Source organism: Pseudomonas karstica (assembly GCF_009707515.1).
Taxonomy (GTDB): domain Bacteria; phylum Pseudomonadota; class Gammaproteobacteria; order Pseudomonadales; family Pseudomonadaceae; genus Aquipseudomonas; species Aquipseudomonas karstica.
Genome location: NZ_WLYI01000044.1, coordinates 1 through 19,736, shown reverse-complemented (window position 1 = coordinate 19,736; position 19,736 = coordinate 1). Strand labels below are relative to the sequence as shown.

Here is a 19,736-nt window from a genome sequence, read left to right as displayed (position 1 = left end):
CGGCCATGCTTCTCGACCTATGATTCCTGTTGGCGCGTGATCCCGGCTTTGATTTGAGACCCGCTTGCTCACTGACAGGCCCAACGGTTTAACGTTTTCCAGCCACTGAATACGTCACTTGTTGATTACGGGTTTGTTGAAACGCTTCAAGCGTCATCCCTTTCATCGCCGAATAGATATGCAGGTTCGACACGCCCACCACCGCACCCAGCTTTTCCAACAAAAAGAAGATCGCACCATAGCGAATCAGCCCCTGCCAATCCCGCTCGGTTACCAGCCGACGCTCCTCAATCGTCAACTCATGCTCTTCAAACAGCAGCTCAGGGGCATCAAGAAAACGCTGACGCCAAGTCGGTTTTATCAATTGATGAAGGAAGCGGTTCAAGCGGTAGCCTTTGTGGCTTCGTTCCAGATCAAACGGGTAGGTACCTTCCAATAATTCGATTCCAGCCAGTTGCTGGCCCATGTGCTGACGGTGCCGCTCCAGGGCTGTCACAGAAACGTCCTGTGCCTGGTTCTGCAGCAACAAGGTCGCAATACCGGTCATGGACGGCAGGTAATAATCCTGATGCAACTTGACCACATTGGCGCAAAGCGCCCCACGCATGATCAGCCAGGTGATCACTTCCGAGCCTTCCATGCCACCCAAGGTCGCATATTCGGCCTGGGTGATGTCGGTGAGGCGCTCGGGGTCATTCACGAACATGTCCAGGAACTGTGCGTCCCACTCGGGATTGTTGAAGCCACAACGTTCGCCATGTACCTGATGCGAGACGCCGCCCGTTGCGACGATGGCTACGCTCAAGTCTTCTGGAAAGCTTTCGATGGCCCGTCGCAGAGCTTGACCGAGTTTGTAACAACGCCGCGCACTGGGAATAGGGAATTGCAGCACCCCAACCTGCAAAGGCACTATCTGCACCGGCCAACCGTCCTGGAAAGACATCAAGGCTGACATAGGCGAGAACAGCCCATGGTCGATCGGCTTGTCGCGGAAGAAAGCCATGTCGAACTCGTCGGCCATCAGGCTTTGGCCAATATGTCGCGACAGCGCTGCGTGCCCACCAATGGCCGGCAAGTCGCGCTTGCCGCCGCCTTCATCAGCAACGTCGTAATGGTCATCGACGCCCAGAGCGAAGGCTGAATAGTGGTCGAAAAAAAATGATGTCACATGGTCATTGAAAATGTAGAACAGCACGTCCGGCTTGTTCTGCTCAAGCCAGTTTTTGATCGGCTCAAAACTGGCGAAGATCGGCGCCCAGGCAGCTTCGCTCTGTTTATCATGGTCGACCGCGAAGCCGATGGTGGGCGTGTGTGATACGGCAATACCGCCAATGATGCGTGCCATGTATACGTCTCCAGAACAAATGCCTATCTAAAGTAGGACCGCGAACGGCCCCATCAACAACCAAGCGTTTCGCCCGATATCGGCCTATTGAAGAATTTGCTCTAGAGCAGGGGATGAACCTAGGCCCCAATCACAATACCGTCGGAAACACTTAAATACTGCCCATGAAACAGCTCAGGGCAACACGACCTCGGCATATAATCAACTTATCGAAAGTGCTAACAGCTAAAACCTATGAACGTAAGACACTTGAACGAGAGTGTCATGATCATCCGGATTCCATTTTGACGTCTCGCTATTCTTTTCCTTCCACTTATAGATGATACCGACAGTGTTTCCAGCATTAACCTTGTAGCTGGCACCCAACCAATGCTCAAACTTATAATATTCATCCGTATGAAAAGTGCCACCCGTGGTTCCGGACACGTTATGGTAGCTCGGATCATAACTCAGCTTGAGCTTATCGGTAACATTGTAATCCACATACAGGTCATAACGGCTAACGCGCGACTTATTTTCGCCACTACCATTATAAGACTGGTACTCATAACGATAACGAGCCCCCACCCCCCACGTGCTATCTATTTTATAATAGAGCTTTAGCGAAGGTCGGACTATTTCCTTGTGGCTCTTCCATTGATATTCAAGCTTCGGCGTCAACGTTAAGTTCTTGTTACCGCCTAATGGAAAGCCGTAGGCCACACCCACTGTTGTTTCCTGGATTCGGTATCCACGGTCCTTCGTCGACTCGGTCTCCCGGCGCTTTTGAAGAGCATTAACTGCCAGGCCGTTATCAAATTTATGGGCAAGCTCCATTTCTGGCTGATAGTACTTATTTTCTTTGAAGCTTCGTTCATACCTGAACGCAATGCTCGTTTCGGATGCATGTACCAGCGCGGGCACGACCAACATAACGGAAAGCAACAACCTGACCGGCCTAACATATGAATTGTTTTTGTAGCTACGCACAATAAATTCCTTATTTTTATTTTGATGTTAGTGTTTTGTTTCCGAGCTTCGAAATCGCAAAATCAACACAGCTTACTTTTGTCGTTTGGCACCTCAGCCCTCACCTCTTCTTGTTTAATTACCGCTTTTTACGCACAACTACTCCCGCCAGATCACTGACATGAATAATTAATGCGCCGACCCACCACCAAGCCTATTGATAGTTAAAATAAGAAAAAGGGTAAATAGCCTGCCTTATTCAAGACACAAAAACCCCAACAGGCTGTCTATCCCAGAACGAAATTGTGTTACAGGCAGACATAAAGCTTGATCAACCGTAAGAGATGAACAACCGCACTTATCAACCCTTCATTAGAAGATGATATTGCCTGGCTGAAGTATTACAACAACTTCAAGTTGGTCCCACCACGCAACTAGCAGAGATTCCGTGGTGCTCGAGAATTTCCCCAGTCCGCCCGGAACGAGCCATGTCGGTGACGAACTCGGTGAGGTATTGCGCCGCTTCCGAACGGCCAACAGGCGTACCGATGGCCTGAAGGATTTCCATGAACGGAGGTTCAACGACACGCGCACCCTTGCGCATGCAGGCTTGTACTTCCATTACATTCCTGATCCCGGCAATTGCGGCTACCTCATCCCGGTCCATGCACTTGAGCGCAGTATCGATATCGGGATAGAGCACCAGGTTTTCCGCCCCCGCCTTGCGCGATAGATCTAGCGTATAAGCGCTGCCCTCGACCGTACCGACCTTATGCCCTTCTGATACCAGCGTCCTGGCATCTGTCGTTCCACAAAGCGGGGCAACAAGGTAACTTCCCTCGATGCGGATATACGGCTGGGAAAAGTCGATCGTCCGGGCCCGCTCAAGATCGACGGCAAGGAAACAGATGTCATAGATATCGTGCGAAGCGATCGATGAAACATCGATAGCACGCTCCTTTTCCACAAAGGTGAGCGGCAACTCCAGCCTTTCGGCCAGTGCATGGGCAATATCAACGGTGATACCTTTCGCACGCCCTGCCTCATCGCGTGAAACCAGAACGCGGTTGCCATGATTGAGTGCCACCCGCAGGGTGCCCGTAGGGGCGAAGTTGCGGCGTAATTGATCAGTGACCCGTCTCATTCTTCCCCCAGGTTTCGCATCCACTCATCCCAGTACGGAAAAACGGAGATCATCACTTCGGCACCTTTTTCTCCTGACCTGAGCATCGGCGCCTCATCGTCGTGGCAGACCCAGAGCAGTGACCAGGGCTCGTATGCATCGCCCTGATGCACAATCGAGCCATTCATTACGATGATGTAATAACCACCCGTGTTTGCAGGGGCCGGGGCTGATGTCTCCATATTCGCCCCAAGGCGAACGACCTTAACGGTCATCCCATCATCGCCGTCTTTTTCCTCCATGACGGTGTGGATGATCGGTGCTTCGATATGGGCCAAAACCGGCGGAATTGACAGAACTACGTGAGAGGACACGCGGTGGCGACGCTTCGTAGGTTTGAGTTGCTCCCGCACGTTGGGCGTCGAAAGTTTTACAAGTCCGGCATCCGTCTTCGAGCGCAACGTTAGATAAGACATACCTTGATCACCTGCGATCAATGGTCCGTAGCCAGTGTGGTGATCGGCATAGTGAGCCGTGACCATAGAGGCATTGTGGCGACCAATCGTACCGCTACCGGCGATGAATATCTGAAACTGATCGACGATATGGAAGTGGCCGTCGAGTTGCATGTTTGCACTCATGTCTATACGAAACGCCTGCAGGTCCTTGGCAGGAACATCGGAGTTCTGGCCAAAGAGATTCACCTTCCAACCACGTCCCCGCTTAAAACGATCAGGTTCTTTCTCTGCATAATGAATAGCTTGCATATCTCTCTCCAGGATTGGTAGCGGCGGCAGGCGTTATGCCGTCATGCGGTCTGTCAGGCCCGACTCCAATTCCCCTATTGCGGCGATGAAGGAACGCGGGGCGTTTAACGCCTGTATGGCGATCAGATTGCCGTCTTGAAAAGCTCGAAGGAGGAAGCTGTTTTCCTCCAACTGTTCGATCCGGGTTTCGGCATCCGGCAGCACCTGACCGCTCATCTGCAGGCGCAGCTTTCCCTGGAACGACCACAGGCGAAACGGTATTTGCACAGGGGCCGACTTACCGGTGAGCGCCGCCGCAATAGCTCGCGCCTGGAACTGTGTCGCGGCAACGCTCTCGTGACGAGTGGATGCGCCTTGATGGTCCCAATGGGCGCAGTCCCCGATGGCAAAAATCGACGGATCGGCAGTTCGTCCGCAGGCATCGGTGTCGACCCCGTTGCTACATGGCAGGCCCGCTGCAGTGGCAAGATCCGTGCGCGGCTCACTACCAACAGAGGAGAGCACCAGATCGGCATCGACCTTTGAACCATCGCCCAGGGTCAGGCCTTGTTCTGTCACTCCGGCGACGGTTACACCCAGGCGAATATCGATACCTTTGTGACGATGCTCGCCCAGTACGTAGGCAGCGATCTCTGGATAGAGGGTTCGCATCATGAGCCTCGGAGCGGCCTCGACTACGGTCACGGACAACCCTCTTTCTCGAGCGGCGGCAGCCACTTCGAGCCCAATCAAGCCGCCCCCGATAACCGCTAGAGAAGCTTTATCAAGGAGGGCGTTCGAAAGGGCCTCCCAATCGCTTTTGTCGCGCAAGATAGCGGCTCTTTCAGCCCCCTGAAGGACAGCGGGCAAACTACGAGCGCTCGCACCCGTTGCAAGGATCAGGACGCCATAGGAAAGCCTGCCACCTTCGGCCAGGAAAAGCGTTTTCGCCCGGCGATCTATACCGGTAACGCATGTGCCAAGACGCAAAGTGATCATGCGCTCGTCATAGAAACTTTCAGGCCGGATCGGCTTGGGTGCCGGCATTTCCCCGGCAAGACAGTCTTTCGAGAGATGCGGCCGGTGATAGGGCATGCCCTCCTCCTCGCCGACGAGAATAATCTCGCTTTCGTAACCGGCATTGCGCAGCTCCGTCGCAGCAGCGACCCCTGCATGAGAGGCTCCAACGATCACGACCGACTGAGGGTATGCACCAAAGGTATCCATTAAATAACCACCATCTCGAAATCGGATTTCTGCGCGGCGCATTCAGGGCAAGACCAGTCCTGAGGAATGTCTTCCCAGCGGGTACCCGCGGCAATGCTGCCATCTGGATCACCCTGTGCCTCGTCATAGCGCCAACCGCAGAGAATGCATTCCCATACACGCATGGGGAAATCTATCGCGTCAGGCATTTAGCTAGTCTCCTCGCTGGGTGTATTTGAATGTACATAGCAGTGAAACCTATTACAATGAGCGATACCCACCTAACAGATATAACAAAACAGCATGGGGAGTTAATGGATGGATATTCGTCAACTTAATTATTTCGTTAACGTTGTTGAGAAGGGCAGCATCAGCCGTGCGGCGGTTTTTTTGCATATTGCACAACCCGCACTTAGCCGCCAGATAACCGGGCTTGAGATAGAACTCAAACAACGTCTGCTCGTACGTAACGGACGTGGCGTGACCCCGACCCTGGCGGGAGAGCGGCTTTTAAACCATGCGCGTACGATTTTGCAGGTCTTCGAACGAGCAAGCGAAGACATGGAAAATGCGCGTCTGGGAAGAGAGGGGTCGTTGGCAATCGGAATGCCCAGTTCATTGTCTGCAGCGATCGCGACGAAACTGATCAGCACACTGTCTGCGCAACTTCCGGAAGCTAAAGTGCACATTCTCAACGGCCGTTCCACCCAGATTCAGGAATGGATCCTGTCTGGGCGAGTCGATATGGCCGTACTATTTGATGCCCCTAACTCACCAATGTTAGAGACCCATGAACTGTTTGAAGAAAAGCTTCATCTTTATGAACAATTGCCGGGAAAAGCAGAAAATGAGATAGGGCCAGATATCCCGCTATCCGAACTGGCTGAACACTCTTTAATCATTACCAGCCGACCGAACCGTGTCCGCGAACTGCTTGAAAATGCGTTGTCTCGCAATGGACGCAAGTTGCTTTTGGACAGCGAAATTGATTCCCTCGACACGACATTTGTTCAGGTGCGTGCTGGGAAAGGAAAAACCGTGGCCACATTGCGCTCACTGCGGACAGTGGGAACGGCAGATCAAGGGATGCGTTTGCGTAAAATTGTCGAGCCGGAAATAGGACTTAAAGTCCAGATTGTGCTGCGTGCACGCCGGCTCAACAACCGACTTCATGATGCGGCATTCCGACTATTGCACGACCTGTGCATGAATATACTCAAGCCCTGAGCAACTGAGTGTTACAGATGCAACTGCACACTTCGCCCTCCTATTAATAGCGCCGCGGTAATGACCAGGAGCAGACTCGACGCCACCATAACCGTCGACGGTAGCCCAATAATGTCGGCAGCATAGCCAATAGGCAGCGCGCCAAGCGCAGGGCTACCACGAGCAATCAGGCCATGGATGCTAAGCACCCGCCCGCGCAGCGCGTCGGGGGTAGCGAGTTGAACAATGGTTTGAGTGCCTACCATGCCTCGAGTGATCGATGCGCCCAGGATAGTGGCAGCAGCAACAGCAAGGAATGCATAAGGGGCAGATGTAAGGGCACAGGCAGCAATGGCTCCCAGCGCCCACCATAAAAGAATTGAGTTCAGCGACTGTCCACTACGCGCCGTTAGCCCTGAGACTATTGCTCCCACTGCTGCTGCTCCTGTGAGAACAGCAAGGCCAGTGGTTGTATCCAGAAACGTCTGCGCCGCTACAGCGGGAAGAAGTTCAAGCATGGAACGTACCGCAATCCCACCTACAAGCAGTGCGCATAGAACAACCCTCATGGCGGGCGTACGCAGTGCATACGTGAAGCCCTCGCGCATGAGGGTCAGGAAATTACTCTGCGTCGGGTGAATGACGCGAGGAACGAGCTTTAACTGACCGAGAATAACCACGAATAACAGAGTGAAGAGTGCGTTGAGCACAAAAACCCAGATGATATCGAGATAAACTATCATCAACCCTGCAACGGCTGGCCCTAACAGCCGCGCAAGATTCACATTTACCGAGTTGATCGCTACGGCAGCACTCATATCTTCGCGAGGAACCATTTCCTGGATCATTGCCAGACGCGCAGGTTGGACTGCGGCAACTAACGTGCCTTGCAAGGTGGCAAGAATCAAAAGACTAGTGATATTGAGCCGGTCAAACAACAACAGCACAGCTAATGCCAGAGCTAAAAAGGCAGACAAGACCTGAGCTATCTTGTTCTGTTTGAGCCGGTCCCAACGATCTGCCGCAACCCCCGCCAAAGGCCCAATGACAACCACGGGTAATAAATCGCCAACCGCCAGCATGCCAAGCCAGAAAACCGAGCCAGTCCAGTGCCACACCAGCCAGCCAGAGGCAATCCGCTGCATCCATGTGCCGGTTAAAGTGAGGGTATTTCCACCTACAAACAAACCGAACTGCCCATGAAACAGTACACGAAGCGGTGCGGGCAACCCCTCCCCTCGCATTCTTAAGACACTACCCTGATCGGCTTTCCATCCAGAAAAGCGGTGATGTTCTCAACCGCATATGTGTAGTAAGCCGTCAGCATTTCCTGCGTGAAATAGCCCAGGTGCGGAGTGAGCACTACATTCGGGAGGCTGCGCAGGATGTGATCTTCAGGCAGCGGCTCGACGGAATAAACATCGAGCCCCGCACCTTGAATCCGCTCTTGCTTGAGTGCATCAATCAACGCATGTTCGTCCAGCAGGCAAGCACGTGCGGTGTTCACCAACCATGCCGAGGGCTTCATTGCATCAATCGCGGCCTTGTCCACGATCCCACGCGTGGAGTCGGCCAACGCAAGGTGCAAACTGACCACATCGGAGGTGGCAAACAGATCGTGTTTGGAGACGCGGGTAACTCCGGCCTCCTCGGCGCGCGCGTCGGTGAGGTTAGGCGACCAGGCCTGGACCTGCATACCGAAGGCTTGCCCGATCCGGGCGACATCGCGCCCCAGTCCGCCAAGGCCGACCACACCAAGCGTCTTGCCGCGCAGTGTGTAACCTGCGCCATGCTGCCATTCCCCTTGGCGCATGTGACGGTCCTCAAAGGCGATGTTACGCGCGAGGGAGAGAATAAGCCCCCACGTCAGTTCGGCCACTGCTCCCGCGCCAGCGCCAGACACAGGCGTATTTGAAACCACCACCCCCTGCATCGCAGCGGTCGCGACATCGACCGTGTCATAGCGTTTGCCGGTTACGCAGAGGTAGCGCAGCTTGGGAAGTTTCTTGATCAACTCTCCAGGGAAAGAGGTTCGCTCGCGTAAGGTACACAGAATGTCATAGCCTGCCAGTGCAGCGGCGGCAGTTTCTACATCCGGTAAGGGACGATCAATGACCTCTAAAGTGGCGCGGGATGTGACTGGAGACCAATCTACAAGCGTGGCAGCGAGGCCCAGATAATCATCAAGCAGGGCAATCTTCATGTGAGTTTCCTTGAAAGAGCGAAGGACGGGCACCGAAGGGCCCGCCTATACCTGCGATTGCTGTCTCGGTTTACTCGCGATACCAGTTTTTCGACCAGATCATCAGCGGGTCGAAGGTGTTCTGCTCAAACCCTTTTAGCCCTGGCACGGTTACATAGGCTTCCGAATAAAAATAAAGCGGTAGCATCGGAAGGTCTTCAGCAAAGGTCGCCTGAATATCAGCCCATGCAGATTTTTTCTCTTCGGCCGACAATGCAGACTGAAATTTATCCAGCGCACCGTCCATCTTGGCACTCGAATAGCCGGAGAAATTATTACCGACCCAGCTGTTACCCTCGGAGGGAATTCGATCCGAGCCAAGTGCAATACGTGGTGAAGTTGAAGGCGAAAAACGAATTGAAGACATGATCATGCCGGTAAACTCGCGGTGCCGAGACACTTCACCGTTGTACTTTTGAAGGGGCAGAAATCGGGGTTTAACCTCAATGCATATTTGCTTGAGCTGATCCTGGATCACCAGTGCAATCTGCTCGCGGGTCTGATTGCCCGCAGTGGTGGTTAAATCAATGGCCAGACGGTCGCCTTTCTTATTTGTACAGATACCATCCTTGGCCGGGCTCCAGCCTGCGTCTGACAACAACTTCATCGCAGCGTCTGAATCGTGCCCATGGCGGGGAATGGCTTGGTTGAAAAGCGGGTTGGTGTCTGACAGAAGACTGTGCGCAACCGTCTGCTGCCCATCGAAGAGCGCTTGGGTGATTGCTTCACGGTTTATTCCCATCAACAACGCCTTGCGAACCCTTACGTCAGCGATAATCGGGTTATCGAGATTGAGCGCGATTCGCTCTAGGTTGGTGCCCGCGGTAGTCTGAAAGTTTAGATCAGCGCGTTGCTTGCGTACATCGAGCATCTGACCAAAGCTGATACCACCAGGGCTTACCGGTACAGCATCAATCTCACCGGAGAGCAGGTTCTGTATTAACGCCGAAGAGTTATTACGATAAGTCAGCGTAATTTTTTCCAGCTTTGGTTTTTCACCTGGCCAATAGGCGTTGGGTGTCCAGGTTATTCGGGTTCCCGTGCGGTATTCAGAGAGTACGAACGGGCCATTCCACAGACCTGGGTTGGTCGGATCCGTGTTGTAGAGGGTTTGTTTCACGTAGCTTTCGCTGGTGCCATTCGCGGAATAGATCGGACCTTCCAAATGCTCCGGGAGGATCTGGTCCCAGGACGCAAAACCGGGTGTCACTTTAGGAAGGATCAATACGAACGTACGCTCATCCACGATTTCGATACTCTTGGCTCTCACCCACGGATTGAACTCGGAAAAGCCGATATTCGGATCGTTGGCCATCTTGAGCGTAAACGCCACATCCTTTGAAGTGACCGGCTTGCCGTCACCCCATGCCAAGTTCTTCTTGAGCGCAAACTGTACGCGCATGCCTTGAGTGCCATCGGCATTGGCAACGATCTTTGCCAGTCCATTTTCGAGCGTGGGTACTTCCTCACACAGGATGCACTCGTTGTCGGCATTCCAATTAAACGCGGTGAGCGGAAGCAGGCCATAGTTTATCTGCAAGCGCTTGGTGTTATTCACTTGAATGAGGGGATGAAAGTTAGTCAGGAATTGCAACTGGCCGACCACGAGCTGTTTTTTATCGGGCTGTGCGTACACGTGTGTACTTGCCGACACTGTAATACCCATGACGCTCATTACCGCCAACGCTAAAAATGTGTTCATTAAGAGTTTCCTTTATTATTGTAATTAAGAAGTTTTTCACTCCTTTTCTGCTCTCGGATCAAAAGCGTACCGCACACCGTCACCAACAAAGTTGACGGACATCACCGTGACAAAAATCAAAAGACCAGGATAAACCGCCAGCAGTGGCGCTGATGTAATGAGCTCTTGGGCATTAGTCAGCATATTGCCCCAGGTCGACGTGGGTGGAACGATCCCGAAACCGAGAAAGCTAAGCGTGGATTCAAGCAAGATGATGCGCCCCACCGTCAGCGTTGCTGCAACAATGAGCTGAGTAGAGATATTGGGCAGTACATGTATGAAGACGTTGTAGAAGCGCCCTGCTCCGCTGACAGTTGCTGCGCGAACATAATCACGGTCACGCATCTGGATCGTACCCGCACGGGCGATCCGGGCCATCGTCGGCCAGTCGACCAAAGCAATGAAGATCACCATTCGCAGGAAGATGAAGAGAGGAGAATTGGCCGCCTCTTCCGTCAGCCCCAGCTTCGTAAGGTCAATAGAACCCAGCACGATCAGAAGTGGGATGATAGGAAGTGCCACGAGTACGTCCGTTATACGCATAAGAACGCTGTCTACACGGCCACCTAAAAAGCCCGCCAATGCCCCGATGGCGATACCCAGGATCGACATCAAGCCGGTCGCCACAAGCCCCACGGCGATGGACACCTGGCCACCGTATAACAGGCGGATCAGCACATCTCTTCCCAAGCCATCCGTACCCAGCCAGTGCTGTGCCGAAGAGCCTTGAAAGCGAGCCAGCAGGTTGGTCCTGTTCGGATCGATACCGAGGTACTGGCTCAGCGGCCAAGCCATGAGGCACATGAAAATAAGTAGCCCCAACACGGCTAACGAATACGTTGCCAGGCGGTGGTTACGAAACTTGTCAAATCGCAAACGCCAGATAGTCTGTGCCGGAGGAAGTGCCGCCCGTTGAATAATTGGAGCGTCGGTCAAAGTAGTCATAATGTGATTCTCGGATCAAGAACGGCATACGCAAGATCAGCGATGAAGTTTGAAATGAGTACAACAATGATCGCCAGAAGCAGGCCAATAAGCGCAAGGTTGAAGTCGACATTGCTAATGGCGTCAAAAATCATCTTGCCCATACCGAACATGCCAAAGATGGTTTCAATCACCAGGGCGCCGGAGAACAGATGACCAAAACCCAATGCCAGCGCGGTCACCATAGGTATCAACGCATTGCGCAAAGCGTGCCGTACCAACACCGCTTTTTCTGTTAATCCCTTGGCGCGGGCGGTACGGACGAAATCAGCCGAGAGTGTCTCGATCATTGACGCTCGTACATAGCGGATCAACGGCCCCACGTGAAACATCACCATCACAGTGACGGGCAAGACCATATGCTGCAGCTTGACCCAGAAGGACACGTCATTGCTCAACGGAGTGCCCGAAGCCGGAAACCATCCAAGATTCACAGAAAAAAGGATGATCAGTAGAAGGGCTACCCAGAAGTTAGGCAGCGAAATCGCGGCAAAAGAAAACACCCCGATCACCGAGTCGATAAATCCGTTCGGTTTGCGTGCGGCGAGCGTACCGAGAATCATCGCCAGAGGCACGGAGAACAATAGCGTCAGGCCAAGCAGTTTCGCCGTCTGAAGCATGGCGGGTAGAAGCACGGCAAATACCGGACGAAAGTAGAGACTGGAATAGCCCAGGTCGCCCTGCACTGCAGCAGCAACCCAGTTTCCGTAGCGCACTACCAGTGGCTGATCAACCCCATAAAGTTCGCGCATCTGCGCCATGAGTTCAGGGGTCATTGACGGGTTGCCTTCGAACATGGCCTCCAGCGGGTCGCCAGGCATCAGGCCGATGACCACAAACAAAATGAAGGACATGACGCATACAACCAGCACGGCCTGTGCGAGACGTGAAATGGAGTACTTAAGCATCTGTTCAATCCTTATAGTGACAAGCAGCAAGCTGATCGGCCCGACCGGGTGCCGGCTCGAGCTTGGGACGCTCGGTCGAACACAACAACGTGGCACGTGGACAGCGGGTGTGAAAAACACATCCTGAAGGCGGGTTCAGTGGCGTTGGTATTTCACCTTTGAGTACCTGGCCTCTCACGCGCCGGCCCCGACCAATGCGCGGCACCGCTTCAAATAGCGCTTGGGTATAGGGATGACTCGGAGAAGCAAAAATATCGTCCGCAGACGCCACTTCCATGATCTGCCCCAGATAGAGCACGGCCACACGATCAGCAAGATGACGCACGACACCGAAGTCGTGACTGATGAAGAAATAACTGATCCCGTGCTCGGTACGAATGTCGTCCAGCAGGTTAAGAATCTTCGACTGAATCGACACATCAAGCGCTGAGAGTGGCTCATCGCAAACAATCAATTCCGGGTCGCCGATCAGTGCTCGCGCAATGGCGATGCGCTGCCGTTGGCCGCCCGAGAACTGGTGCGGGTAGCGGCTGACCGCATCGGACGGCATACCTACCTGTTCGAGAACATCGGCCACAAGCTCGCGGCGTTCGCCACGGGCGATTGCAATCTCGCTCAAGCGTAACGGCTCACCGACGATATCCTCGACGGTCATTCGTGGGTCGAGCGCAGAGAACGGGTCTTGAAAAATGACCTGGACGGGATCGCGCCCATCCTTGCGTTCCCTTTGCGGGGTGATCCTGATCGAACCGGAGGTTGGTGGCCGCAGACCTGCAACCGCGTAACCAAGGGTGCTTTTACCCGAGCCGCTCTCACCGACGATGGCCAGTGTTTCACCCCGGTTGAGCGTCAGGCTGACATTATCCAAGGCCCGGAGGGTCGGTCCTTGTTTGAACATTTGACCGCGCATCTTGAATTGAACACTGACGCTGTCGATTTCGAGAAGTGGCTTCATGGGGCAACCTTCAGGCAGGCGACATAATGGTTGGGTTCAACCTCAAGCATCGGCGGTTCGATAACCCGGCACTCGTCAGTCGCTAACGTACAACGCGGTGCGAACCGACAACCCTGCCTTGACTGGACACGCAGGCTTCCCTGGATCACGTGAAGCCGCTCGACCTTTTTATCCGGGTCCGGCAGGGTCTCGATCAGGCCACGGGTATAGGGATGGAGCGGATTATCAAAAATTTGTTCGGAGGTTGCGTATTCGACGCCTCGCCCTGCATACATCACCAGGATGCGATGTGCGAGTTCAGACACCACCGCAAGGTTGTGCGTGATGAACTGCACCGCCATGCCCGTGTCTTCTTGAAGTTCAAGGATCAAATCAAGTATCTGCGCCTGAATGGTTACATCCAGTGCGGTGGTCGGTTCATCTGCGACCAGTAGCTTCGGCCGACACGCCAGCGCCATGGCAATCATTGCGCGTTGACGCATCCCTCCTGACAACTGATGCGGATAGTCTCTCGCACGACGCAGTGGTGAAGGGATACCAACAGCCGTGAGGAGCTCCACAGCACGGTCAACGCCTGAGCGCTTGCTTAGCCCTTCGTGTACCTGAAGCACCTCTGCGATCTGCTGACCCACCGTCATCACGGGGTTCATCGCCGACATCGGCTCTTGGAAGATCATTGCGAGGTCACGACCACGCACTTCCCGCCATTGTTTTTCGGTTTGCTCCAGAAGGTTGCGGCCATTGAAGTTGATCTCCCCGGTCACCTCCCCTCTTCCTGGCACGAGCCCCATCAGAGAGAGCGATGTCATCGTCTTGCCACAGCCAGACTCGCCGACCACACCTAACGTTTCGCCCTCGCTGATTTCATAGCTCAGGCCGTTCACAACCGTGGCTTTTTCTGCGCCTTTAGTGGGAAAGGAAACATATAAATCTTTCACCATCAGCAGTGTTTTTTTAGTGGCCGCAGCTACAGTTCCGCCAGTATTTGCAGATTGTAAAGAGGGTATATTCGCCAACGAGGGTAAGTTGCCAGATGCAGGTAACATTGTTTTTATCCTTCGATACTCGGGCATTTCAATGGCCAATGCCCCGAACCCTTGGGCGCTCTCAGGATTCGAGGCAGTTACACTAGTGTTTGGAAACGTCGATGACTCCTACACCGTCGAGGATTTCGATGCGCGTGCCGTAAGGCTCTGACAGTTCCTTATATCGTTTAAGTATGCGTACCGCGTTTTCGCCTTTGGCCAGCATCGGACGCCCTTCAGTCAGTGGGTGTTCTCCATTGCCTGTGCGGCGATGCAAGGGTGCGCCGGAGATTGACTCCCGACCCATTTCAACCGGGTGCAGGTATAACTTGCTCAGCTTGCCGTCGGTCATCTCGACCTTGAGCAGGCAGGAGCCCCACCAGGTTTCGTCAGAGGTATCCAGGCCCGGATGCAGCGGGTGAAGTGCAGGGTGCAATGTGTAAAGCTTGTCCACATCATGACCCCATGCGTCATAGCTGTCATAAGGCACACGCTGCAGAAATTCCGAATTCGCCCAGAAATTGCCGATGCCATAAACAATCGGCTTACCCTTGTAGATCTCAATACCGAGGGTGCGGTGCCAGCCGTGCCCGACATAGATATCCGCGCCGCCATCAATGGCCGCATGAGCGAACTCTTCGACAAAACGGGGCGGTGTGTCGCCTCGGGGGCCATCAGAAACGGAAAAGTGATGAGCCACGATGACTAGGTCGGACATGCATTTGGCTTCCTCGATCGCCCGCATATTCCGTGCAAGATCACGCTCATCACATTTTGAGATGATCTTGCATTCATCACCTTCGATGAAGCATTCCGGATCACCCCACTGCTGTGCGGCGGGGATCAGGAAACCGAATGCACCCTCCGGCCCATGCTTTGGCTTTTTGACTATCCCGAACTTGCTGGCAAAATCCTTGAGATTCTTCATGGTCACTGGATCGACCACAAATTCAAATTTCAGACGCTGCGGATTCACCCCTGGCCGCGCCATCAGAGAACCCTTGGCGTGGTTGGCCCACATGAAGTGTTGGTTGCCTGATGAAGTGGAAACCAGCGAAACGCGGCCACTTTTGGTTTCTACATAACCCGGCTCCGTGGCACGCTCCAAATCGGTACCTGAGCCAGCGGTGACGATACCCGCCTCCCGCATATGCTTCTTCGTGGCAACAAGTCCCTCGGCCCCGAAATCGAAAGTGTGGTTATGAGCTGTCGACATGATGTCGAACCCAGCCCATTTTAGATCGCTGGCGACTTCCGGATCGGACATCATGAATGATCCGATTCCCTGACCACGCGCTGGCCATTTCAATTCTTCAGGATTTGCAAAATTCATTTCGAGGTGCCCATAGGACACATCGCAATCCTGCATCAACTTCCACATTTCAATGAATTCCGGCTCGTCATGCATGGAGAACCGGCGACTCACCATGCATTCGCCAGCCAAAGATACCCGCCAATCGCCTTTCTTCACTTTTATTACTCCGTTGAGGACGGACAACTCGAATACCGCTTCGGCCCGAGTCTGCGCAGGATTTCCCCGCACTCCGCCTGCTGTCGCTGATAGGTCTAGGGAGGGGTAGGACACCCGTCTGTAGCAACCACTCTAAACAGCAAACCCACCCATCACCAGACGGCCTAGCGGCCTTACAGTTATGCCATAAAGGTATACAACGGATCGTACCTCGAAAGGTGGCCGATCGAGCCGGAGTAGCGTGTTATTGCCACGAAAGTCAGGACAACGCACTGGCAATACCCATGCGTGGGTGAATAGGTATTTTGGCAGCTGCCACAGGAAGGGAGTCGACTGGAGTGAGAGGGCGGATCGATTTGTAGAGGGTCACAATCAGACTTGATTGTGTTGACAGAAAAGCCTTTCCAAAAAGGAAGGGAGATATTCAATATCGCGCAAAAAATGGTCGGTTTGTTAGAGGCCACCGTTCACAGGCGTTCTTGCTTCTGTGTTGCCCGGGACGTCGTGAGAGACCGCTTTTTTGCCGGCGATAGCGATGGGTCAGTCGATGATAGCCCCCCCACTATCGCCGGCAAACCCATTCCTGCACTGAAAAGCAATTACTCAGCCCAGCACTTCACTCGCCACCTGATCGACCGCATCTTTAGTGATGTCGACGATCAGGTCTGCCTCTGCCTCGGTCAGTATCAGCGGCGGGGCGAAGCCGAGGATGTCGCCGTGGGGCATGGCCCGGGCGATCATGCCGCGTTCCAGGCAGGCGGCGGAGACTTTCGGGCCGACTTTCAAGGCCGCGTCGAACGGGGTGCGCTGTTCGCGGTCGGCCATGAACTCGACGGCGGCGAGCATGCCGTCGCCGCGCACTTCGCCTACCAATGGGTGACCTTCGAGGGTTTCGCGCAGGCGGCGGTTGAGGTAGTTGCCGACTTGGTCGGCATTGGCGGTGAGGTTTTCCCGCTCGAGGATGTCGAGGTTGGCCAGGGCCGCCGCCGCGCAGATCGGGTGCCCGGAATAGGTCCAGCCGTGGCCCATGGCGCCTTCGGCGGTGGAGGCTTTTTCGATCACGCTCCAGACTTTTTCGCCAATGATCACCGCAGACAAAGGTGCATAAGCGCTGGTCAGGCCTTTGGCGGTGGTGATCAGGTCCGGGCGCATGCCGTAGCGCTGGCTGCCCATTTTCGAGCCCAGGCGACCGAAAGCGCAGACCACTTCGTCGGCGATCAACAACACGTCGTATTTATTCAGCACGGCCTGGATTGCCGCCCAGTAGCCCGCCGGAGGAACGATGATGCCGCCGGTGCCCATCAACGGTTCGCCGATGAAGGCTGCGACGGTGTCAGGGCCTTCGGCGAGGATCATTTTTTCCAGTTCATCGGCGCAGTGGCGCACGAAGCTCGCTTCATCCATACCGGCCGGGGCCTTGCGGTACCAGTGAGGGCAGACGGTATGTTTGATGCCTTGCTCGGGCAGGTCGAAATGTTGGTGGAACGCGGCAAGGCCCGTGAGGCTGCCGGTCATGATGCCTGAGCCGTGGTAGCCACGGTCGCGGGAGATAATTTTCTTTTTCTGCGGGCGGCCGAGGACGTTGTTGTAGTAGCGCACCAGTTTGATCTGGGTTTCATTGGCGTCGGAGCCGGACAGGCCGTAGTAGACCTTTTTCATGCCTTCGGGTGCCCAGTCCATGATGCGGCTGGACAGTTCGATGATGGCTTCGCTCGAGTGGCCGACGTAGGTGTGGTAGTAGGCCAGCTCCTTGGCTTGTTTGTAGATGGCATCGGCGACTTCAGTGCGGCCGTAGCCGATGTTGACGCAGTACAGCCCGGCGAAGGCGTCGATGAACTCGCGACCTTCGTGGTCGCGGATACGAATGCCGGAAGCACTTTTGATGATGCGCCCCTTGAGTGCCCCGCTGGCGTGATCATGGGCGTGGGTCGACGGGTGCATGAAGTGCGCGCGGTCTTGTTCGAACAGGGTTTCGAGGTCGTGGCTCATGGTGGGTCTCCTTAGAACTGGCCTTGGTGGTGCAGGCAAAAGTATTTGGTTTCAACAAAGGCGTCGAAGCCTTCGGTGCCGCCTTCACGGCCCAGGCCCGAGGCTTTCATGCCGCCGAAGGGAATCGGATGGCCGGTGAATTTGACGCCGTTGACGGCCACCATCGCGTGATCAAGGCGGCGGATCAGCGGGTAGATCAGGTCCAGGCGGTTGGAACAAATATAGGCCGCCAGGCCGTATTCGGTGTCGTTGGCCAGTTCGATGGCCTGCTCGATGCTGTCGAACGGCATCACCCCGGCGATCGGGGCAAAGTTTTCCTCGCGGTAGATGCGCATCTGTGGCGTGACATCGGCCAACACCGTGGGCTGGTAGAACAGGCCGCCCAAGGCATGGGCCTCGCCACCCACCAGACGTTGGGCGCCCAGGTGCAAGGCGTCGGCTACGCGCTCGGCGGTCACATCGAAGGAGGCCTGGTGCATCAGCGGGCCGACGTCGACGTCTTGCTCCTGCTCACCGAGCAGCGCCGGGCCGACCCGCAGTTCCCGCACTGCGGCGGCAAAGCGGCTGAGAAAGGCCGGATAAATCGAACGCTCAACCATGATTCGGTTGGCCGCGCAGCAGTCCTGGCCGGAGGTCTGGAATTTAGCCTCCACGGCGACTTTCACCGCCAGCTCCAGGTCAGCATCGGCGCAGACAATAAACGGCGCATTGCCGCCCAGTTCCAGTGCAACCTTTTTCACGTCCCGGGCCGCCGCTTGCAGCACCAGCTTGCCGACCCGGGTGGAGCCGGTGAAGCTGACGGAGCGTACGCGGCTGTCCTGCACCAGGGTTTGCATGGCCATCTGCGGTTCACCCAACACGACGTTGAACACCCCCGCCGGAAAGCCTGCCTCTTCGGCCAGTTGCGCCAGGGCCAGGGCTGAATAAGGGGTTTCATGGGCCGGTTTGATCACCACCGTGCAACCGGCGGCCAACGCGGCGGCGGCTTTGCGGGTGATCATGGCCGAAGGGAAGTTCCAAGGCGTCAGCAGCGCGCAGACGCCCACGGGCTCCTTGAGCGTGCCCAGATGGGCGCCAGGGATGTGGCTGGGAATGTTCTGGCCATACAGGCGCCGGGCTTCCTCGGCGAACCAGGGGATGAAACTGGCGGCATAGGCGATTTCGCCACGGGACTCAGCCAAGGGTTTGCCTTGTTCCTGGCTGAGAATCCGGGCCAGGTCTTCCTGGTGTTCGAGGATCAAGCTTGCCCAGCGTCGCAGGATCGTGGCGCGGGCGTCGAGGCTCTGTTTGCGCCAGTTGGCAAAGGCGCGGTGTGCGGCGTCGACTGCGGCGGTGATTTGCGGTTGGTCGAGCAGGGGTACATGACCAATCAATTGCTGGTTGCCCGGGTTATGCACCGCGACGCTGTGGCCGCTGTCGCTGTGGACCCAATGGCCGTCGACGTAGCACAGGGCCTTGAATAGCAATGGGTGTTTGTATGTCATGGGGTTCGCTCCAAACCTTTGGCGTGGAACCATCCTAGGGTAGCCGGGCAGCGAGGATTTGGCGTTTGGCAGGGTGTGGCAGGTGGTTTTTTCTGAATGGGAGGCAGTGAGTCAGTGATTTTTGCTGTTGAGGGACCGCAGATGGACAACTGTGGGGGCACTCACGATGGAGGTGTAGCCGCTGCCGATCTCCTGTAGCCGCTGGCGCAGCCTGCGATCGGCTGCGCAACAGTCGTCTGGGCCTTGAAATTGTTGAAGGTCCTGCGGCCCTTATCGCAGCCTCGTGCCTCGACAGCGGCTACAAAGACCGAGCCGATCTCCTGTAGCCGCTGGCGCAGCCTGCGATCGGCTGCGCAGCAGTCG

Annotated in this window: 18 protein-coding genes; 1 reads left to right on the top strand and 17 read right to left on the bottom strand. The window is 55.1% G+C overall.

Annotation, left to right across the window (positions count from 1 at the left end; genetic code table 11):
• Positions 1 to 88: 88 nt before the first annotated feature.
• The 6 genes from GIR22_RS23590 to GIR22_RS23565 form a co-directional block, all read right to left on the bottom strand.
• Entirely contained in the window at positions 89 to 1,345 is a 1,257-nt protein-coding gene (locus tag GIR22_RS23590; protein WP_154745680.1) for a gallate dioxygenase, read from the bottom strand.
• Between the two features lie 225 nt (positions 1,346 to 1,570).
• Positions 1,571 to 2,314: an oligogalacturonate-specific porin KdgM family protein gene (locus GIR22_RS23585; protein WP_154745679.1), complete on the bottom strand. Its 744-nt coding sequence runs from the start codon at positions 2,312 to 2,314 to the stop codon at positions 1,571 to 1,573.
• Positions 2,315 to 2,705: 391 nt separating this feature from the next.
• Positions 2,706 to 3,437, bottom strand: coding sequence for a transporter substrate-binding domain-containing protein (locus GIR22_RS23580; protein WP_154745678.1), 732 nt, complete (start codon positions 3,435 to 3,437; stop codon positions 2,706 to 2,708).
• A complete protein-coding gene (locus GIR22_RS23575) occupies positions 3,434 to 4,183 on the bottom strand; it encodes a hypothetical protein (protein ID WP_154745677.1) in 750 nt (249 codons plus the stop codon). The genes GIR22_RS23580 and GIR22_RS23575 overlap by 4 nt, the downstream gene beginning before the upstream one ends.
• 33 nt (positions 4,184 to 4,216) lie before the next feature.
• Positions 4,217 to 5,389, bottom strand: a complete 1,173-nt coding sequence (locus GIR22_RS23570) for an NAD(P)/FAD-dependent oxidoreductase (protein ID WP_178122441.1) — start codon at positions 5,387 to 5,389, stop codon at positions 4,217 to 4,219.
• Positions 5,389 to 5,553: a rubredoxin gene (locus GIR22_RS23565; RefSeq protein ID WP_154745695.1), complete on the bottom strand. Its 165-nt coding sequence runs from the start codon at positions 5,551 to 5,553 to the stop codon at positions 5,389 to 5,391. Before GIR22_RS23565 ends, GIR22_RS23570 begins: the two co-directional genes overlap by 1 nt.
• Before the next feature lie 133 nt (positions 5,554 to 5,686).
• Here GIR22_RS23565 and GIR22_RS23560 point away from each other — a divergent pair, with 133 nt between their 5' ends.
• Positions 5,687 to 6,595, top strand: coding sequence for a LysR substrate-binding domain-containing protein (locus GIR22_RS23560; protein WP_154745675.1), 909 nt, complete (start codon positions 5,687 to 5,689; stop codon positions 6,593 to 6,595).
• A gap of 11 nt (positions 6,596 to 6,606) precedes the next feature.
• Here the strand turns inward: GIR22_RS23560 and GIR22_RS23555 are convergent, their stop codons facing one another.
• From GIR22_RS23555 to GIR22_RS26145, 11 genes are all read right to left on the bottom strand, one after another.
• Positions 6,607 to 7,803, bottom strand: a complete 1,197-nt coding sequence (locus tag GIR22_RS23555; RefSeq protein ID WP_218581676.1) for an MFS transporter — start codon at positions 7,801 to 7,803, stop codon at positions 6,607 to 6,609.
• A gap of 17 nt (positions 7,804 to 7,820) precedes the next feature.
• Positions 7,821 to 8,777, bottom strand: a complete 957-nt coding sequence (locus GIR22_RS23550; RefSeq protein WP_154745673.1) for a D-2-hydroxyacid dehydrogenase family protein — start codon at positions 8,775 to 8,777, stop codon at positions 7,821 to 7,823.
• Between the two features lie 70 nt (positions 8,778 to 8,847).
• The gene (locus GIR22_RS23545) at positions 8,848 to 10,518 is read right to left on the bottom strand and encodes a peptide ABC transporter substrate-binding protein (RefSeq protein WP_154745672.1); all 1,671 of its coding nucleotides are present in this window, start codon (positions 10,516 to 10,518) and stop codon (positions 8,848 to 8,850) included.
• 36 nt (positions 10,519 to 10,554) lie between these two features.
• Positions 10,555 to 11,502 carry an ABC transporter permease gene (locus GIR22_RS23540; protein WP_154745671.1) on the bottom strand — a complete coding sequence of 316 codons (948 nt, stop codon included), beginning with the start codon at positions 11,500 to 11,502 and terminating at the stop codon, positions 10,555 to 10,557.
• Positions 11,499 to 12,449, bottom strand: coding sequence for an ABC transporter permease (locus GIR22_RS23535; protein ID WP_154745670.1), 951 nt, complete (start codon positions 12,447 to 12,449; stop codon positions 11,499 to 11,501). Before GIR22_RS23535 ends, GIR22_RS23540 begins: the two co-directional genes overlap by 4 nt.
• A gap of 4 nt (positions 12,450 to 12,453) precedes the next feature.
• Positions 12,454 to 13,404, bottom strand: a complete 951-nt coding sequence (locus GIR22_RS23530; protein WP_154745669.1) for an ABC transporter ATP-binding protein — start codon at positions 13,402 to 13,404, stop codon at positions 12,454 to 12,456.
• On the bottom strand, positions 13,401 to 14,450 hold the full coding sequence (locus GIR22_RS23525) for an ABC transporter ATP-binding protein (RefSeq protein WP_154745668.1): 1,050 nt from the start codon (positions 14,448 to 14,450) through the stop codon (positions 13,401 to 13,403). Before GIR22_RS23525 ends, GIR22_RS23530 begins: the two co-directional genes overlap by 4 nt.
• Positions 14,451 to 14,532: 82 nt before the next feature.
• Positions 14,533 to 15,900 (bottom strand): CapA family protein, encoded by a 1,368-nt coding sequence (locus GIR22_RS23520; protein WP_218581675.1) that lies wholly within the window; start codon positions 15,898 to 15,900, stop codon positions 14,533 to 14,535.
• 603 nt (positions 15,901 to 16,503) lie between these two features.
• Positions 16,504 to 17,889, bottom strand: coding sequence for an aspartate aminotransferase family protein (locus tag GIR22_RS23515; RefSeq protein WP_154745667.1), 1,386 nt, complete (start codon positions 17,887 to 17,889; stop codon positions 16,504 to 16,506).
• 11 nt (positions 17,890 to 17,900) lie between these two features.
• Positions 17,901 to 19,373, bottom strand: a complete 1,473-nt coding sequence (locus GIR22_RS23510) for an NAD-dependent succinate-semialdehyde dehydrogenase (protein WP_154745666.1) — start codon at positions 19,371 to 19,373, stop codon at positions 17,901 to 17,903.
• Between the two features lie 161 nt (positions 19,374 to 19,534).
• Positions 19,535 to 19,736, bottom strand: a 202-nt coding sequence (locus GIR22_RS26145) for a hypothetical protein (protein ID WP_218581674.1), incomplete at its 5' end; no start/stop codon positions are given.

Coding starts and splice junctions, on each gene's coding strand:
- GIR22_RS23550 (WP_154745673.1), bottom strand. CDS start 8,777: ATGAAGATTGCCCTGCTTGATGATTATCTGGGCCTCGCTGCCACGCTT.
- GIR22_RS23575 (WP_154745677.1), bottom strand. CDS start 4,183: ATGCAAGCTATTCATTATGCAGAGAAAGAACCTGATCGTTTTAAGCGG.
- GIR22_RS23535 (WP_154745670.1), bottom strand. CDS start 12,449: ATGCTTAAGTACTCCATTTCACGTCTCGCACAGGCCGTGCTGGTTGTA.
- GIR22_RS23540 (WP_154745671.1), bottom strand. CDS start 11,502: ATGACTACTTTGACCGACGCTCCAATTATTCAACGGGCGGCACTTCCT.
- GIR22_RS23565 (WP_154745695.1), bottom strand. CDS start 5,553: ATGCGTGTATGGGAATGCATTCTCTGCGGTTGGCGCTATGACGAGGCA.
- GIR22_RS23580 (WP_154745678.1), bottom strand. CDS start 3,437: ATGAGACGGGTCACTGATCAATTACGCCGCAACTTCGCCCCTACGGGC.
- GIR22_RS23525 (WP_154745668.1), bottom strand. CDS start 14,450: ATGTTACCTGCATCTGGCAACTTACCCTCGTTGGCGAATATACCCTCT.
- GIR22_RS23530 (WP_154745669.1), bottom strand. CDS start 13,404: ATGAAGCCACTTCTCGAAATCGACAGCGTCAGTGTTCAATTCAAGATG.
- GIR22_RS23570 (WP_178122441.1), bottom strand. CDS start 5,389: ATGGATACCTTTGGTGCATACCCTCAGTCGGTCGTGATCGTTGGAGCC.
- GIR22_RS23515 (WP_154745667.1), bottom strand. CDS start 17,889: ATGAGCCACGACCTCGAAACCCTGTTCGAACAAGACCGCGCGCACTTC.
- GIR22_RS23560 (WP_154745675.1), top strand. CDS start 5,687: ATGGATATTCGTCAACTTAATTATTTCGTTAACGTTGTTGAGAAGGGC.
- GIR22_RS23510 (WP_154745666.1), bottom strand. CDS start 19,373: ATGACATACAAACACCCATTGCTATTCAAGGCCCTGTGCTACGTCGAC.
- GIR22_RS23545 (WP_154745672.1), bottom strand. CDS start 10,518: ATGAACACATTTTTAGCGTTGGCGGTAATGAGCGTCATGGGTATTACA.
- GIR22_RS23590 (WP_154745680.1), bottom strand. CDS start 1,345: ATGGCACGCATCATTGGCGGTATTGCCGTATCACACACGCCCACCATC.